We start from the raw sequence: 16,344 nt of genomic DNA on the forward strand, positions 1-16,344 counted from the left end.
TAAACGCTAAAAAGTCTGTGTGTAAATTCAACAATGGATACATTTACAAAGCGATAAACTGATTCAAACATCAAGCTGCGCTTCAGCCTGAGCTAATCGATATTGGTTGCGACCGCTACCTTTTGCAAGGTAAAGTGCACGATCGGCAGCCTATATAAATTTTTGAATTTGATCAGATTCAGATGGAATGATCGTTTCCGTACCGATGCTAATCTTCACAAATTTAGACATATGGCTGGCTGGATGTGGAAGTTCGAGTGATTAAATTCTGCGTAATAAATCGGCAGCCAAAGGTTCAATTTTCAGCTTCAGTTAACACCCTAAAGAGGAGTAAAAAATCTTCGCTGCCATAGTGTGCAGCTAACTCACCATTTCGATTGGTGATTTGAGACAAAACCTCAGTAATTTGTGTGAGGCAGATGTCACCCGCCTGATGACCTAAATGATCATTTTAATTTTCAAAAAAATCGATATCGATCACCATGATGCTTAAAGGCTGTTGATGGCGTAGGGCATAATGCCATAGCTGTTCTAAAGCTCCTTATAACGGACGACGGTTTGCTAGCCCAGTCAGTGGGTCATGTTCTACCAACCCGCAACCATGGCAATATAAAAACGCATACCAACAAAGGCATAGATGATGACCAAGGCATACTTCATGGCTGCATGTAATAGCGCATCATTGTGATCATTACAAATCATAGTAAAGATGATAAATATGATCGCAACAGCGCACATCGAGCCTAGACAAGTATAAACATTAAAATAAGGGTTTAATACGGAAAAAAAAGATAAATCCCATGCAATCAGAATGATAAACACTACCCAAATATACAGAGGAATCTACAAAACTGCGTTATGGAATCACTTGATAAATCCCCGTACATGACAGGGCATACCGGAGAAAAATAATGATTCCGCGAAAACGAAATTCTTTCGCCACTTCATCACGGTAGAGCGGTTGATAAATGGATTATAAACTTGACGTAAAATATACTTTATTCAATATAGTTATGATTTAACCCCCAATTTCATCCAGATGAAGTGACTTTAAGCCTTATAATTTCATAATTCGATATGCGCATAAAATAATTAGGAAAAGTACACAATATTTTGTCTTTATTTTACAATAATTTATCTCCAATATAAGATTTATGTAAAGTTCAACGAGTGCCTTTTATAGTAACTACCTGAATAATGGCATATTCAAGTAAATGCAGAAATAAAAAAACCGATCCTGAGATCGGTTTTAAAATATGTAGATCGATTTAAATGCTGTATTGCCTTATGGTTTATAGAGGCCAAGTTCAATCAAATGCAAACGTAATATACGGCGTAGTTCGAGTACAGCTTCAGGGGTTTCTTGAATCGAATGACCCCCTTTAATGATTTTTTCTGAAACAGCACCCTCTAGATGAGCACTAGTGTATGGTACAATATCATCCGTCATAATATTTTTATCCTGACTGTTGGTGTTATTTCCCATAATTGAATGAAACTTCAAACCCTTACGCGGCTGAATATTTTCAGTGAGCGCGATAAATTTTGATTGATGACTTAAGTCACTTGGTCCATTTTGGATCAAGCCATGGTCAATTTCACGAAATAAATCTTTCAGGTCTTCTTCTTGAGTTAACACATCACCCATAGCCGATAAAAAAGCTCCTGGGAGTTTAATAATTTTTCGAGCGGCTTTGGTAAACCAGCGATCTGCATATTCTGTACCGCGATGAGGTGCAGCTAAAAAAATTGCGCGGCTGAAATTTGGAATATCTTCAATCACCATACGTTGCTTCACGACTGGAATATTTCGGTACTGATTTAATTGACGTGAATTCATCATTTTCAAAGCTGCTTGTGTGGTATCAGCTTGGCTGACCAGTAGTCGTGCAATAATGCCGCCCATACTATGACCGACTAGAACAGCATCTTTTTTAGCTGCGGCATTGGCGTCTACTTTGCTAAAGGTCTGAGTCAAAATGGAATAAATTTGGAAGCGGCTTTCAATAATCGGCATATTAGTTGAATAGAAGACTTGCCACACTTGATAATGTTCACGTAGCACTGAATCGCCCATAATATCGTTAGTCAGACGAATCCATGCTTCAGGGCTGCTAGCAAGACCATGTACCAAGACGATAACTTTCTTGTCAGGATTATATGGTTCAAGCATGTAGAGATGAGGCATCGTCAGTTTTTCATCTCGGTCAATCAGTGATAAATACGCTGCCTTACCCAAGTTATTTTGTGCTAACCAAAGACCATAAGGTGCAGAAAAATTGGCTGCAAGGGCATAGTTTTTATTGGCAATATTGACCTGTTCATATTTGTACGGGTCGTAAGCCTTAATTTGAAACTTATGCTGATTTAAAATTTGATCAACTGAAGTTGTGGTGCTTACAGGTTCCGCTGTTAAGGTTGCAGCTAAATAGCGCGCTTGATGGATATTAGGGTTTGAACCAGACGGATATTTAAAATCTATTGGGTTGATAATGTATTTGGCTTTGCCTGTTTCAACTGTATGTTCTTCGGGTAAAACCACAAGGAATTCGGAACCAAAACCATCTCGGCGGGTAATTGAACGTAAACCTGAGAAGTTGAGGTTATAGGTTGACATCAATTGTTCAATTTTACGATTTTTGAGTTCTGGGTAATGGCTGAAGTCAATATGATAGGTGGTTTGTCCGACTTTGATCTGTTGGGTGACTTCTTGCGGTTTATAACGTAGTGCATAGCTGCTAACCAGTTTAGCAATCCCTTGATTATAGAAATCTCGGATTTGAACTTGGCGGTTATCAAAAATACGGTCAGCAGGCGCACGTTTGGTTTTAAACATATAGGCGTAGCTATAGCGAATACTTTTATCCAGTAGCGTCAGCTGTTGATCTAAACATTTGTTATAAGTGTCTTGTTCAATTTTTTGTTTTTCTTCTGATTTGTGGCTACTGAGAAGACCTAATTTACAGGCTGAAGAAGACTCATATTCGATGGCTTTGGCTAAATATAATTCACTTGCCGTAGACAATAATTGTTCATCTTGAATTTGAGGGATCTGTTGTAGTTCATCAACACAGGCTTTCGGGTCTTCTATACACGCTTTGGCTTCACGACCTGTCATCGACAAGACATTTAAACTGGCTTCGCTGAGTTTGTTTCGAGAAATAATACTTTCACGTTCATTGGCAATAGAAACGTTGAGTTTTTGGTTTTTGACACTGACGACCTGACATCCACTCAGTACGCTGGTACTCATGATTCCAAGGAGCAGTATTGTTTTAGTATTTAGCTGCATAAAGGGGTCGCACATTGGGTTGAATATTTTCAAATCATACGATAATTGTCAGGATTTTCAATTCACCTTAAATGAAAAAAGACCGTTAAAACGGTCTTTTTTCAAAAGAATTTTCTAAATCGTTACAATTAAGATGTAGCTTTAGGTGGATTTAGAACTTGCCAAACATTCCAGCGACCTTGCTTTTCAATTTCTTGAATTAAACGATCAGCAACTTCTGCTTCTTGTGGGTATTTCACTTTATAGTTCTTTAAAACCTGAATGGCGTTCTTTTTTTGTTCCATCGCAATGTAGTTATTTGCTGCAGAAAGATACGCTTCTTGAACACCCGCTTTCATCGCTTTGTCTAGGTATGGAATTGCTTCACGTTGACCACCACCTTCAGATAAACCAAAACCGAACCAGAAGTTTGCTTCAGCATCATCTTGGTTGATTTTTAAGATACGCTGTGCGTAAGTTAGTGATTTAGTCGTATATACAGAACCTAAATCAAGGTTGCGTGCCATTACACTGGCTTTAAATGCACGAACTAAAACATCAAAAGAAGCGTTGTCTTTAGATGCAAGCGTATCTAGTTTTTGTGTCACTTCTTTAAGTTTAAGTTCAAAACCCTTACGTTCTTGGCGTTGTACAAAACGTGGTGGATAGTGACGCGCTTTACCTTCAACAAGCTGTAAGAAATCATCAATTTCAGTAATGTCGATTTCATTGTCACCTGCTAAAGCAGCAAATTTCATCGAACGTTCTTTGCTGTCAACAGTGGGGATAATCAGGCGGTTTTCTTCAAGGGTTAATTGCTTAGATGGGTCGGTTGGGCTAGTTACCACCATCTTAGTCACAGGCTGTGCTGCAGCTTTTTGTAAATTTAATTCAAAAGGAGGTGGTGCATCGTAGTTAAATGGGTTGAGTGCGTAGAAAGGTGGAGTCAGTTCAGGCTCTACAAAAATCATGGCATCTTTAGGTGCATTATTCTTAGTTGGGGCGCTTCCACAAGCGGCAAGGGTTAAAGCAATACAAGCAACTGCCAAGGGCTTAAGCGTCATATGATTCATCCATTAAATTTATTTTATACAAAAAAGCATGTTGGTCAGTCTAAAAAAACTCTGAACAACATGCAAGTTAAAGGCAACTTATTCTGATTGCTTTTGGTTAAGCCTTAGATTGACTACTTTGAGCTTCGCATTCACGGCGCACATCTTCAATGATTTTAAGTTCTTCCTGACTAAAAGGTTGTTCATTAAGCTGTTGCTTTTTGAACGTTGGGTCAAGGAGAGACAAACGCTGACACAAATTATTCATACGTTTTTCATTGTGCTGAATACGATCTAACAATACACGCATACCTTCTAACATTGGGTCAGTTTGGTCTTGTGTTGCAGCATACGGTTGGAAACCAATACTTTCTGCATAATCGCGACGACGGGTTTCCGCTTCATCTTTTGGTTTATCTTTGGTGATAAAGCGTGCTGGATTACCTACAGCGGTAGTATCTGCAGGAACTTCTTTGGTCACTACGGCATTTGAACCGACTTTGGCATTTTTACCTACCGTAAATGGGCCTAAGATCTTTGCACCAGCGCCAACCACTACGCCATCTTCCAAAGTTGGGTGACGTTTGCCTTTGTTCCATGTTGTACCCCCTAAGGTCACACCATGGTAAAGGGTGACATCATCACCAATTTCGGCCGTTTCACCAATCACCACACCCATACCATGGTCAATGAAGAAACGACGACCGATTTTCGCACCTGGATGAATCTCAATGCCTGTGGCAAAGCGGCTAAAAGAAGACAATAAGCGAGCTGAGCCTTTACACTCTTTTTTCCAAAGTTCATGTGCCATACGATGCATGATCAAGGCATGAATTCCTGGATAAGTCGTTAAGACTTCGAGCGTATTTCGTGCAGCAGGATCGCGCGCGAATACAGCCTGTATATCTTCTTTGAGCTGCTTAAGCATTAGATTGATCCTCATTGTCTGTAGATTTTTTCCATGTTCCGTTATTTAAAGCCTGTACTCGGCTAAAGATGCCACGTAATAAGTGGTATTCCATACGATCTAATTGTATACGTCCAAATAGGCGACGCAAGCGTAAAGGTAATAATCTTGGATTTTTTGGATCCATAAATTCAATCTCTGCCAGCATTTTTTCAATATGCGGGTAGAACTGTTCCATCATTTCATGGGTCACCAAAGGTTCATCCCATTCCATATCGATGTCATCTGTAACATGCATATTGGCATCAGGATTTGCAGTTAACTCGGTATGAGCAAGGGCAGCCATGCGCATTTCATAGCAAATGACTTGAATCGCTTGGGCAACGTTCAAGACGCCATATTCAGTATTTACTGGAATAGTGACATGGTAGTTGGCCATTGCCAATTCCTCATTGGTCAAACCACGGTCTTCACGGCCAAACACCACGGCAATTTCTTGTTGTTGTTCGCAGACCGCTTTGAGAGACATTTCGGCAGCAGGGCGAGCGTCAAGTAATGGCCATGGGATGGTACGACTACGCGCACTGGTCCCAAAGACAATATGACAATCTTTAATGGCTTCTTCTAATGATTCAACGATTTCAATTTGATCAATTAAATCGACAGCACCGGCAGCCAAGGCATTAATGTCTGGATGCGGGTAAGTCTTAGGTGCAACTAAGACCAACTTTGAAAGTCCCATGGTTTTCATGGCACGTAATGCACTACCAATATTTGCGGGTAATGTTGTATTCACCATGACAATACGCACATGGGAGAGATGTGCTGAAACCGCAGCATTGTCAGTTTGATTCATGATATTTCCAATATGTTTATTTAAAAAAGCAGTTCAAACAGCGTTTAAACTTTAAGAAAATTGATTGGCTTCTGCTTGGTATAAATCCATGGCATCATCCATGCTCATCCCATCTGGCGGTGGAGGAACTTGCGCAGGAATAGAGGCTTGTTCATAACTTACCGCTTTGGCTGCTTTGGATTTGACATGATATTCGACATGCAAAGATTCTTTACCGAAGTAGTCACGCAGCTTAGACAGTAATTCATCTAGTGGGGCAACTTTCCAGTTTAAGCCCAAATGAATGTCGGCCGTCGCATATGGATAGTCTATATATAACTGCACAGGGATATGCGTACACATATCGACATTGCAAAAAGGCAGTAAAATATTTTGGATGTCGCGTGATAGCGTTTTACTAAAATGTTCAGGTGTTAATTTAATTTGAATGGCATTGGCACGTTTTTGACGGATTTCATTCAAACTGAAGGCTTTAGTTAAGCGACCCATTGGCCGATCAAAACCTTCACGTTCGTAAATTTCACCTTCAATGACCACCACTTTTTCGTTTTGAATCACATCTTTGAAGCGGTTAAAACGTTCGTGATTCGCAGACACTTCAATACGTGCAGTACCATCATCGAGCGTCACCATCATGCGGTTCGGGAAGTTGGCAACATCGACGACTAGGCCTGCAAATACTGTAGTGACACCACGTCGTGTAGGCGTAAGCTCATTAATGCGCTGTGAAATAAAGGCTTTTAGCTCTGATCGATACACATCGATCGGATGACCTGTTAGATAAAGCCCAAGAGTATCTTTTTCACCTTTAAGACGAACTTCATCTGACCACGGTTTAACAGGTTTAGAAGGTTTACGCTGAACTTCTTCAACTTCACCAAATAAATCCATCATCCCTGTTTCGCGGTTAGTGCGGGCTTGGTCAGCCGCTTGTACAGCTTCTGGCAATTGCGCCATCAAGTTAGCGCGCTCTAATCCTAAACAATCCAATGCGCCACCACGAATCAATGCTTCAAGCGTGCGCTTATTGATTTTTTTTAGGTCAATACGATGGCAGAAGTCAAACAGATCTTTATATGGGCCATCTTGGATACGTGAGTCAATCACAGACTGCATGGCAGCTTCACCGACACCCTTGATCGCACCTAAACCATAGACGATGGTTTTTGGATCGCTGGCATGGAAATTATATAAAGACATATTGACCGAAGGTGGCAAGACTTCAAGACCATTAATACGACAGTCATCGATCAAGAACACCACGTTATCGGTATTCTGCATTTCCGAGGTCATCACTGCTGACATAAATTCAGCAGGGAAATGTGCTTTTAACCAAGCGGTTTGATATGCAACAAGGGCATAGGCTGCGGCATGGGATTTGTTAAAACCATAGCCTGCGAATTTTTCCATATAATCGAAGATATGGTTGGCCGTATCTGCATCAATACCTTTGGTTGCAGCACCCTCAGTAAAGATCTGACGGTGCTTAATCATTTCTTCGACTTTCTTTTTACCCATAGCACGACGAAGTAAATCCGCACCACCCAAGCTATAGCCAGCACAGAATTGCGCTGCCTGCATTACCTGTTCCTGGTACACCATAATGCCGTACGTCGGTTCAAGGACACTTTCCAGTAATGGATGTAAGTATTCAAACTCGCCACCATGCATACGGAAAATAAAGTCAGGAATTAGATCCATCGGGCCCGGACGGTATAACGATACGAAGGCAATAATTTCTTCAAACTTACTTGGACGTGCCTCTTTCAGCATTTTTTTCATGCCGACGGATTCAAACTGGAAGACCGCTGTGGTATTCGCATCTGCGAACACGGCATAGGCAGGTTTATCATCCAAAGGAATCAAGGAAATATCGACAGGTGTAGTGATATCTGGACGGGCATTGATGTGCTTAATGGCATCTTCAATTACCGTTAAGTTACGTAAGCCCAAGAAGTCGAATTTGACTAGGCCGGCAGCTTCCACATCGTCTTTATCGAATTGGGCTACACGGTTAGTCCCATCTGCATCACACAGTACTGCTGAATAGTCGGTTAACTTGGTTGGTGCAATGACCACACCACCGGCGTGCTTACCTGTATTACGGGTAATGCCTTCAAGTTTGAGTGCCATTTCCCAAATTTCGGCAGCATCGTCGTTATCAGGATTCGATGGGTTGGTGACAATATCTTTGAGCTGTGGTTCGGCCTCAATCGATTCTTCCAAACTTAAACCTAAAGGCTTGGTTGGAATCATTTTAGAAATACGGTCAGCCAAACCATAAGATTTACCCAAGACACGGGCTACGTCACGAATTGCACCTTTTGCCGCCATGGTACCGAAAGTTGCAATCTGAGAGACCGCATCTCGACCATAAGTGCGTGCAACATAGTCAATAACACGGTCACGACCTGCAATACAGAAATCGACGTCAAAGTCGGGCATTGATACACGTTCAGGGTTTAAGAAACGTTCGAACAGTAGGTCATAACGTAGTGGGTCTAGGTCGGTAATTTTTAAACTATAGGCAACCAAGGAACCTGCACCCGAACCACGGCCTGGACCAACAGGGACGCCATTACCTTTAGACCATTGAATAAAGTCCATGACAATCAGGAAGTAACCTGGGAATTGCATGGTCAGGATGATCCCAACTTCATAAGCCAAACGTTCATCATAAGGCTTACGAATTTCTGGCCAGTCGTCACCACGTTGTTCGACAGGGTACAAATGCGCTAAACGTTCTTCTAAACCTTCTTTTGATAAATGTTCAAAATAGGTGTCAATGGTATGACCTTCAGGGATTGGATAATCGGGAAGGTCATGGAAGCCTAAGCGTAATGACACATTACAGCGTCGTGCAATGTGATAGGTGTTTTCAATAGCCGTTGGAATGTCTGAAAAGAGCTCAGTCATTTCCGCTGCAGTTTTGAAATATTGTTCAGGGCTATAATTTTTAGGGCGACGATTGTCACCAAGGACATAACCATCGGCAATACAAACACGTGCTTCATGTGCCTCGAAATCTTCTTTACGTATAAAATGCACATCGTTATGAGCAACCACACCAATGTTAAATTTCTTCGCAAGTTTTACTGCTTCGTGAATAAAGTCTTCTTCACCCGAGCGCTCAGTCCGTGTAATCGCTAGATAAACACGATTGCCAAATTTTTCGACCCATTCAGCTAACAGAGGTTCAGCTTTTTGCGGGTTGGAAGAGCAAAGCATTTTGCCGACATCACTTTGCATACCCAGTAAAACAATCAAGTCTTGATGTTGATTTAAAATCCAATCTTTTTTTACGCAAGGAATATCAAGCTGTTGACCTGAAATATAACCTTCAGAAACCAACTCTGTTAGACTGCGCCAACCTTTATTGGTCATCGCTAGAAGAGTAGCTTTGTGCTCAGCATCATTCAAACGAAGGGTCGAACCAAAAATCGGTTTAATGCCTTTATCTAAGCACTTTTTATAGAATTTTACAGCAGCATGTAGATTTGAAAGGTCAGTAATGGCCAGAGCGGGCATTTCATCTGCAGCTGCAGCTTTTACAAGATCAGGTATACGTACAATAGATTCAGTAATGGAAAATTCTGTAAAAATACCAAGATGTACAAAGTGCATAGATGAGTCCCTGCGAAAACAGCTGCTGATTTTAGCATGCTCTGAGATCAAACTTGCGTTTATTGCATGGCTTTATACAGATTTATAAATTCACTGTTTAATCAATAAACGCTGTATGATAATCACCATTTAGCAAGCAATACCTTGATTAACTAAAAAGCTATCAATTTGCTATTTTTAAAGTTGAAGAGTAGATTGCCAATATAGGGTAAATCATAGTTATGCGGCTCTTTCAGCACGCATTTTGCATGAGTCGGTGAGAGTAAAATCACATATGCAACTTCATTTGGATTGGCTAATTTTGCACTTTTGGTAAAGTCTTTTACAAATTGTTGATAGTCATATTGGCTTATCAGATGTTTTGACCCAATTTGAATTTTATCGCGTATTTGAGTGGATTTATCCCATTCCATCCAAACATCCCCTTTGGTTTGTCCAAGTTGGGCGAAGCTGCTTTTATTTTTATAGAATGAATCATTTTTAACTTGAGGATTGTCCTCTGCATAAATTTCAAATTTTAGAAATTTACCTTTTGATGTGACATGAAATTCAGTATTGCCGGTACATTCTGAATATTCATATTTAAGCTTTACTGGATTTTTGCTGATTAATGCATTTGCTTTTGATGCAGGCAAGGGTAAGGTTAAGTCAATATCATTTACTTTAATACTAGTCACATAGTTATAATCAGCAATGGATGCAGATGTTGCTGAAGTGATCAATATTGCTGTTGTGAAAAAAATTTAAGCGGAAAATTTTTGCTGTCAGTGTTGTTTGCATGGGGAATATAAAATCCTGTTCTTTTGATATTTTGTACTCATTCAAGTTTTTGTAAACGTAATATTGAAGGTTATATTTTAAATTTTATGGTGTTGCTAATTTGCCGTCAAAATAATTTAAAACTAAAAAAAATTTTGGTTTAATTGCGGCATTAAAAACTAAATTTTAGAATCTAAGAAACTAAAAAGCCCTCCGAGGAGAGCTTAAATATATGAATTATGCAGGCTTAGCGCAGTTTCGATAACCAGTCCCCCAGACTTTGTACAATTTGCACCAAAATCAACAAGACAATGACGGTCATGATCACCACGCTACTATCAAAACGTTGATAACCATAAGAAATGGCAAGGTCACCGATACCGCCTGCACCTACTGCACCTGCCATCGCTGTTGCGCCAATTAAGCTAATGGTTGCAGTTGTTAAGTTCAAAATTAAAGAGCTACGAGACTCTGGTAGAACAAATTTAGTAATGATTTGCAGCGGAGATGCACCCATCGCTTGAGCAGACTCAATGATGCCGTCATTCACTTCAAGCAACGAAGTTTCAATCAGACGACCAATGTAAGGACCAACATAGATTGTGAGGGGAACAATTGCAGCCCAAGTACCAATTGAAGTACCCACAATGACTTTGGTCAAAGGGATGACCGCAATCAAGAGGATAATAAATGGCAATGAACGCAGCGCATTCACAATCGGGTTCAAACCATGGTAGATGACACGATTAGGCAAAATGCCTTGTGGACGTGAGACATATAAAATCACGGCCTGGATAAAACCCCAAATACAGCCGAAGAGCATGGCAAAGAACACCATGTGAAAAGTTTCTTGTAGGGCAGTGACGAACTGATCCATAGACAAAGAACTTTTCCAAAAGGGTGCTGTAATTTGAGTCAGCCATTGAATAATTAAATCTCTCATTGCTGAACTCCTGCTTGAGTGACTTCAACGCCATGTTGTTCTAAGAACGCCACCGCTTGTTGAATCAATGCTGCATCACCTAATAGCTGAACGAACATTTGTCCAATCACCGCACCATTAATTTCAGTCATATTGGCAAACAAAATATTCAGGCTAATATCAAACTGTTTAATTACCGCTTGAATGACGGTTTCCTGTGCCGAACTGCCCAGAAATTTTAAACAATAAATACTGTTATGGTTTTGATTTTCTAGATTATTTAAAATATTAACAGGAAGCTGTTGCTGCAATACAGTTTGAATAAAGTTTTTGGTTGTATTGTGTTTTGGCTGACTAAAAATCTCTAAGGTTGAGCCGTGTTCGATGATTTTCCCTTGTTCCATCACCGCAACATAATCACAAACAGATTCAATCACATCCATTTCATGGGTGACCATCACAATAGTAATGCCTTGTTCTTGATTGATTTTCTTTAATAACGCCAATACCGATTTGGTAGTTTGCGGATCGAGAGCAGAAGTTGCTTCATCACACAGTAAAATTTTAGGATGATTGGCTAGCGCACGGGCAATCCCGACACGTTGTTTTTGACCACCAGAGAGCTCATCTGGATAAGCATTTTTCTTATGTTTTAAGTCAATAAATTCGAGCAACTCTTCTAAACGTTTTTGGCGTTCAGCTTTAGCTACACCTAAAAGTTTAAGCGGCATTTCAATATTTTCTGCAACAGTTTTGGTTTGCAGTAAATTGAAGTGCTGGAAGATCATGCCAATATTGGTTCTTTCTTGACGCAGCTCTGCCGAATTTAAAGCAGTAAAGTCTTTATCATGAATAATAATTTGCCCTTCACTAGGACGTTCTAGCAAATTAATTAAACGGATTAAGGTACTTTTGCCTGCACCACTGTAGCCAATTAAACCGAAAATACAGCCATCTGGAATGTCCAGATTAATCTGATCCAGTGCTGTAACGGTTTGGCCTTTTAGCTCAAAATGCTTGGAGATATTTTTAAATCGGATCATAGCGTCAAAAAAGGGTTCAAAAATGAAAAAACAGGCAAAGTAAACTTTGCCTGTTTATTTGAAGAAATTATATTACTATTTTGCTTCAGTGAGGTAGCTAGTTGGTTTGTTTACATCAATTTTAGTACCACCAAAATGTTCATCGATGTAAGCTTTAACAGCTGGAGTGTGATAAAGCGCGCCTACTTTTTGTAGTACTGGGTCATTTTGACGGTCAGCAGCAACAGCAAGAATGTTCACGTTCATTTTTGTACTTTGATCGATTGGCTCATAGTAAACCGCATCTTTTTGTACGTTTAAACCACCTTCCATTGCAAGGGTATTACCCAAAACAATCGCATCAACTTCGTCTTTAACACGAACCGCAGTCGCCATTTGGATTGGCTTGATTACGATTTTCTTCGCATTTTCAGTGACATCAGCAGGTGTGCCTTTTACATCGTCAAAATCAGCTTTAAGTTTGATTAAGCCAGCAGATTGAAGCAGTAATAATGCACGTGATTCGTTTGCGCCATCATTTGGAATCGCAATTGTTGCACCTGTTTTGAACTCTTCAAGTTTTTTGACTTTGCTTGAATAGATACCCATTGGTTCTAAATAAGTTGTCGAAAGCGGTGCAATTTTATCTTTATTGTTGTCGTTAAACGCAACCATATAGGCATATGATTGGAATGCGTTAACATCAATTTCTTTATTCGCTACAGCAGTGTTCATAGACACATAGTCAGTGAAGTTTTTCACTTCAAGTTTAATGCCAGCTTCTTTGGTTTCAGGAAGCGAAGCAATGTAGCGCCAAATATCAGCATCCGAACCAGTCGAAGCCATGGTGACGGTTTGCACTTCTGCAGTGTCTTTTTGTTGTGCTGCGTCAGTTGCAGGAGCTTCTTGTTTACCACAGCCTGAAAGGCCCACAGATAAACCGAGAACTAATCCTAGGAGCTTTTTCATATATTCACCCGAGTAAATTTATAAAATTAATAAATTCACAAATCATATTATGGAGAGATTTACTTAAGTCTTTTATCAGACAGGCTGATAGATGCTTAATAATTTAAAATGCTACACAGACTTATACAATTAGATCTGAGTCTATTTCCAAATGGGAAAAGATAGCCATTGCAAGCTGCTGTAAACAAAAGATTTAATAAAGCAAATCTCTATATTTCGCTAGGCATCATATCAATTTTTTATTATTCAATATAGTGATTTAAAAAGTTATGCTTAGCACCAAAAATGTATATGGAATATGTTTAATTAAATAATTTAATAAGTAAAAACAATATATTATTTATAATTAAACTATTTAAGTGCGTCATTTGTATAAGTTTAGGTCTATATAACAAATTTTAAAATGTATTGCTGAAAAAATGATAAAAATGAAATAAGTCCTGTCATACACAAAATTTGTAACATTCATATGTGAAAATAACGGAGAGCTTCAATCTAATCTGCATTGAAATCTTTATTGATATATTTGAAGTTCAACTCTGATTCATGGTTTTTCAAAATCTTAGATCTAAATCTGAGGAAGATTGAATCCGCTACATTGTTTAATATAAACTGCTTAATAATTGATCATAATAAATTACTATGTGAGGCACGCTATGTCAAATCAGTTTGATTTCGTCTCAGTTGTAAAAAAGCCTACGGTTCATTATGGCGGTAGATCGGTGAGCCATGTTTTAAAAATGGAAGATGGTAGTCAAAAAACCATCGGTGTATTTTTGCCATCAGAGCAACCCATGACGTTTGAGGCACATGTGAAAGAGCGTGTTGAAATCACATCTGGGCAGTGTGTCGTGCAAATTGGGGAGCAGGGCGAGTTTGTTCAATATACGTCTGGCGAAAGCTTTATTGTTCCACAAGATTCTATTTTTAAAGTGCAATGTACCGATGTTGTCGACTATGTATGCCATTTTGATTAAGCATGCTTAGACAGGTTTGCAGTTGCTTCAGCTTTCCAACTTATGATTTTTTATTTCTAAGTCATAGCAATTGATATTTTTATTGCTTAAACCCCGCACTTAGCGGGGTTTCTTATACGATTCAATGAATGATTTAGCTTTCTTATACGAAATCCTGTAGTAACTAAAATTATGGTTTTTAACATCATCTATAGCCACTGTTTGGCAGAGTTAATGTGCTTTGGTTTTGCTGTGAATAAATATTCAATTAGCAAAATGGAATGTGCAAATAATCACTACGTTGTATTTCATAAAGCACGTGACGGTTTAATGGGTGTTCTGCTGGTACAAGCTGATGATTAAACTCGCGTACTTTATGCATACCTATGCGTTGCATGACACGTTCTGATGGTGTGTTCAAACTTGCAGTGAAGGAAATAACTTTATCTAGTCTTAAGTTTCTAAAAGCATGTTTGAGTACAGCTTTTGCTCCATCGGTGGCATAACCTTGATGCCAATATTGCGGTAGTAGTCGCCAGCCGATTTCAGGTGCATCGGCTATTTCAAACTCAGGTGGGTGTACGTGTAAGCCGATAAAGCCAATAAATTCACCTGTGGCTTTTAGCTCTACAGCGTATAAGCCCCAACCACGTGTTTCGATAGCATCTTTTAAGCGTTGCAGAAATGCAGTGGCTTCCTCAGCATTGAGCTTTTTGAGGAAATAACGCATGACCTCATCATCTGCACACATGTGGATGAATGGAGCAGTGTCGGAGTCTTGCCATTGGCGGAGGATAAGGCGAGGGGTTTGAAGTTGGATAGTCATGTAAATTCAGATATTGTTGAAAGATTCATGACTTTCTTTGATGATCTTGAGTCTTTGACCAACAAATTTTTTATAAGTCCTTAATTGAGTTTCAGTAGTACTAATGATGTATTGATCTGAGTGGATAGCTAATTTTCTATTCATGGCTTTAACAAAATCGATAGATACATGGCTTATACCACTTGGGAATAAATCAGACTTATTAATCATATAGGCTATTCTGGGCGAAATTGGGTAAAAAAAGTCTGCTTCTTCGCTAGAAGGAGCATTTAAATCATTTTCATTTATGTTTGGATGGACATTAATGATTGGATGATCCGAGGTTATAAAGTCTTCATCAGAGATGTTGATCAGCAAACAATGTTTATCAATTTTACGAGTTTTGAAAAAATCTACTCCGATATTCATACCAAACATATAGCTTATAAACCACCAAGAATCTTTATAGATTGTTTGCACGGTTGAATTGGTTTGAGTGGCTAATATTTTATTCCGAAAAGGGGCTGTTCTAGCGATTTGATGACCAAAAAAATTCATAAAATTAATCATGTTTTCTAGTTCATCTAAAATTTTTAAATTCTTTTTTTGTAATTCTTCTAAAATTTTATTTACATTATTTTCTATAGCTGTATGTATGTTCTCTAAAGTATTGCTTTTAATTGCTTCAATATGAGCTTTAATCTGTTTATTGTCTGTAATTGATGATAAGTAAAATTTTTCTATTTCTAAAATTTGTATAAATGGATCTAAAAATGACTTATGGATTTTTTGTAATGCTTCTGGTGATTGAGCTGATAACTGTAAAATAAACTGCAATTGTTCATTGCTAAGATGTCTAGCTTGATATAAATCTTTCTCCTTTGCAATTGCTTTGACACTATCACAAGCTATTTTAAATTTTTTGGTTGTATACCAAACATCTGAATTATTAGTAGACCAATTTTTTAGGTAATTAGCCCATACATAATGATTTTCTCTCTTTATTTGCAATTGCTTGGGTGTGAATTCCCATTGGTTTGTTGTCGGCATATAAGTTTTTATTGGGTGTAATGCGTAAGCGTCCGCTGAATCCCATACCAATTTTTAATTCGATTCAGGTTTCCAGCAGTGCGGCAGCAATTCTTCAATTTGGGTCACTTTGTGTGTCGGCAGCCTTTTCAGCACATCACTTAAATAGGCA

13 protein-coding genes and 1 pseudogene are annotated in these 16,344 nt (G+C 39.0%); 1 reads left to right on the forward strand and 13 read right to left on the reverse strand.

Features of this window, described 5'->3' with window-relative positions:
- Positions 1–295: 295 nt before the first annotated feature.
- From FTU05_RS17955 to FTU05_RS13235, 10 genes and pseudogenes are all read right to left on the reverse strand, one after another.
- Positions 296–439 (reverse strand): annotated as a pseudogene (locus FTU05_RS17955) (diguanylate cyclase domain-containing protein); the annotation flags it as partial.
- 846 nt (positions 440–1,285) lie between these two features.
- Positions 1,286–3,253 (reverse strand): esterase/lipase family protein, encoded by a 1,968-nt coding sequence (locus FTU05_RS13195; protein ID WP_373685308.1) that lies wholly within the window; start codon positions 3,251–3,253, stop codon positions 1,286–1,288.
- Positions 3,254–3,420: 167 nt separating this feature from the next.
- Positions 3,421–4,335 carry an ABUW_2363 family tetratricopeptide repeat lipoprotein gene (locus FTU05_RS13200; protein ID WP_180165653.1) on the reverse strand — a complete coding sequence of 305 codons (915 nt, stop codon included), beginning with the start codon at positions 4,333–4,335 and terminating at the stop codon, positions 3,421–3,423.
- Positions 4,336–4,441: 106 nt separating this feature from the next.
- Positions 4,442–5,251 carry a serine O-acetyltransferase gene (cysE, locus tag FTU05_RS13205; RefSeq protein ID WP_180007755.1) on the reverse strand — a complete coding sequence of 270 codons (810 nt, stop codon included), beginning with the start codon at positions 5,249–5,251 and terminating at the stop codon, positions 4,442–4,444.
- Positions 5,244–6,086, reverse strand: a complete 843-nt coding sequence (locus tag FTU05_RS13210) for an RNA methyltransferase (RefSeq protein ID WP_180039995.1) — start codon at positions 6,084–6,086, stop codon at positions 5,244–5,246. The genes cysE and FTU05_RS13210 overlap by 8 nt, the downstream gene beginning before the upstream one ends.
- Before the next feature lie 51 nt (positions 6,087–6,137).
- A complete protein-coding gene (gene dnaE, locus FTU05_RS13215) occupies positions 6,138–9,710 on the reverse strand; it encodes a DNA polymerase III subunit alpha (RefSeq protein ID WP_180165656.1) in 3,573 nt (1,190 codons plus the stop codon).
- 152 nt (positions 9,711–9,862) lie between these two features.
- A complete protein-coding gene (locus FTU05_RS13220) occupies positions 9,863–10,387 on the reverse strand; it encodes a hypothetical protein (RefSeq protein WP_257230130.1) in 525 nt (174 codons plus the stop codon).
- Positions 10,388–10,716: 329 nt separating this feature from the next.
- Positions 10,717–11,412: a methionine ABC transporter permease gene (locus FTU05_RS13225; RefSeq protein WP_180048904.1), complete on the reverse strand. Its 696-nt coding sequence runs from the start codon at positions 11,410–11,412 to the stop codon at positions 10,717–10,719.
- Positions 11,409–12,434 (reverse strand): methionine ABC transporter ATP-binding protein, encoded by a 1,026-nt coding sequence (locus tag FTU05_RS13230; protein WP_180165658.1) that lies wholly within the window; start codon positions 12,432–12,434, stop codon positions 11,409–11,411. The genes FTU05_RS13225 and FTU05_RS13230 overlap by 4 nt, the downstream gene beginning before the upstream one ends.
- 75 nt (positions 12,435–12,509) lie before the next feature.
- A complete protein-coding gene (locus FTU05_RS13235; RefSeq protein WP_180165660.1) occupies positions 12,510–13,382 on the reverse strand; it encodes a MetQ/NlpA family ABC transporter substrate-binding protein in 873 nt (290 codons plus the stop codon).
- Between the two features lie 656 nt (positions 13,383–14,038).
- On the opposite strand from FTU05_RS13235, the gene FTU05_RS13240 reads away from it, so the two are divergent.
- Positions 14,039–14,359: a pyrimidine/purine nucleoside phosphorylase gene (locus FTU05_RS13240; RefSeq protein WP_078188739.1), complete on the forward strand. Its 321-nt coding sequence runs from the start codon at positions 14,039–14,041 to the stop codon at positions 14,357–14,359.
- 247 nt (positions 14,360–14,606) lie between these two features.
- Here FTU05_RS13240 and FTU05_RS13245 read toward each other — a convergent pair whose 3' ends face one another.
- The 3 genes from FTU05_RS13245 to FTU05_RS13255 all read right to left on the reverse strand — a co-directional run.
- Positions 14,607–15,164, reverse strand: a complete 558-nt coding sequence (locus FTU05_RS13245; protein WP_180165662.1) for a GNAT family N-acetyltransferase — start codon at positions 15,162–15,164, stop codon at positions 14,607–14,609.
- Positions 15,165–15,170: 6 nt separating this feature from the next.
- Positions 15,171–16,193, reverse strand: coding sequence for a DUF4238 domain-containing protein (locus tag FTU05_RS13250; protein WP_180165664.1), 1,023 nt, complete (start codon positions 16,191–16,193; stop codon positions 15,171–15,173).
- A gap of 54 nt (positions 16,194–16,247) precedes the next feature.
- Positions 16,248–16,344: transposase domain-containing protein (locus FTU05_RS13255; RefSeq protein ID WP_130075492.1), on the reverse strand; the 97-nt coding region annotated here is incomplete at its 5' end.

The sequence above is a fragment of the Acinetobacter sp. YH12049 genome (assembly GCF_013419875.1).
Classification (GTDB): Bacteria; Pseudomonadota; Gammaproteobacteria; order Pseudomonadales; family Moraxellaceae; genus Acinetobacter; species Acinetobacter amyesii.

Coding starts and splice junctions, on each gene's coding strand:
- FTU05_RS13195 (WP_373685308.1), bottom strand. CDS start 3,253: ATGAGTACCAGCGTACTGAGTGGATGTCAGGTCGTCAGTGTCAAAAAC.
- FTU05_RS13200 (WP_180165653.1), bottom strand. CDS start 4,335: ATGACGCTTAAGCCCTTGGCAGTTGCTTGTATTGCTTTAACCCTTGCC.
- cysE (WP_180007755.1), bottom strand. CDS start 5,251: ATGCTTAAGCAGCTCAAAGAAGATATACAGGCTGTATTCGCGCGCGAT.
- FTU05_RS13210 (WP_180039995.1), bottom strand. CDS start 6,086: ATGAATCAAACTGACAATGCTGCGGTTTCAGCACATCTCTCCCATGTG.
- dnaE (WP_180165656.1), bottom strand. CDS start 9,710: ATGCACTTTGTACATCTTGGTATTTTTACAGAATTTTCCATTACTGAA.
- FTU05_RS13225 (WP_180048904.1), bottom strand. CDS start 11,412: ATGAGAGATTTAATTATTCAATGGCTGACTCAAATTACAGCACCCTTT.
- FTU05_RS13230 (WP_180165658.1), bottom strand. CDS start 12,434: ATGATCCGATTTAAAAATATCTCCAAGCATTTTGAGCTAAAAGGCCAA.
- FTU05_RS13235 (WP_180165660.1), bottom strand. CDS start 13,382: ATGAAAAAGCTCCTAGGATTAGTTCTCGGTTTATCTGTGGGCCTTTCA.
- FTU05_RS13240 (WP_078188739.1), top strand. CDS start 14,039: ATGTCAAATCAGTTTGATTTCGTCTCAGTTGTAAAAAAGCCTACGGTT.
- FTU05_RS13245 (WP_180165662.1), bottom strand. CDS start 15,164: ATGACTATCCAACTTCAAACCCCTCGCCTTATCCTCCGCCAATGGCAA.
- FTU05_RS13250 (WP_180165664.1), bottom strand. CDS start 16,193: ATGCCGACAACAAACCAATGGGAATTCACACCCAAGCAATTGCAAATA.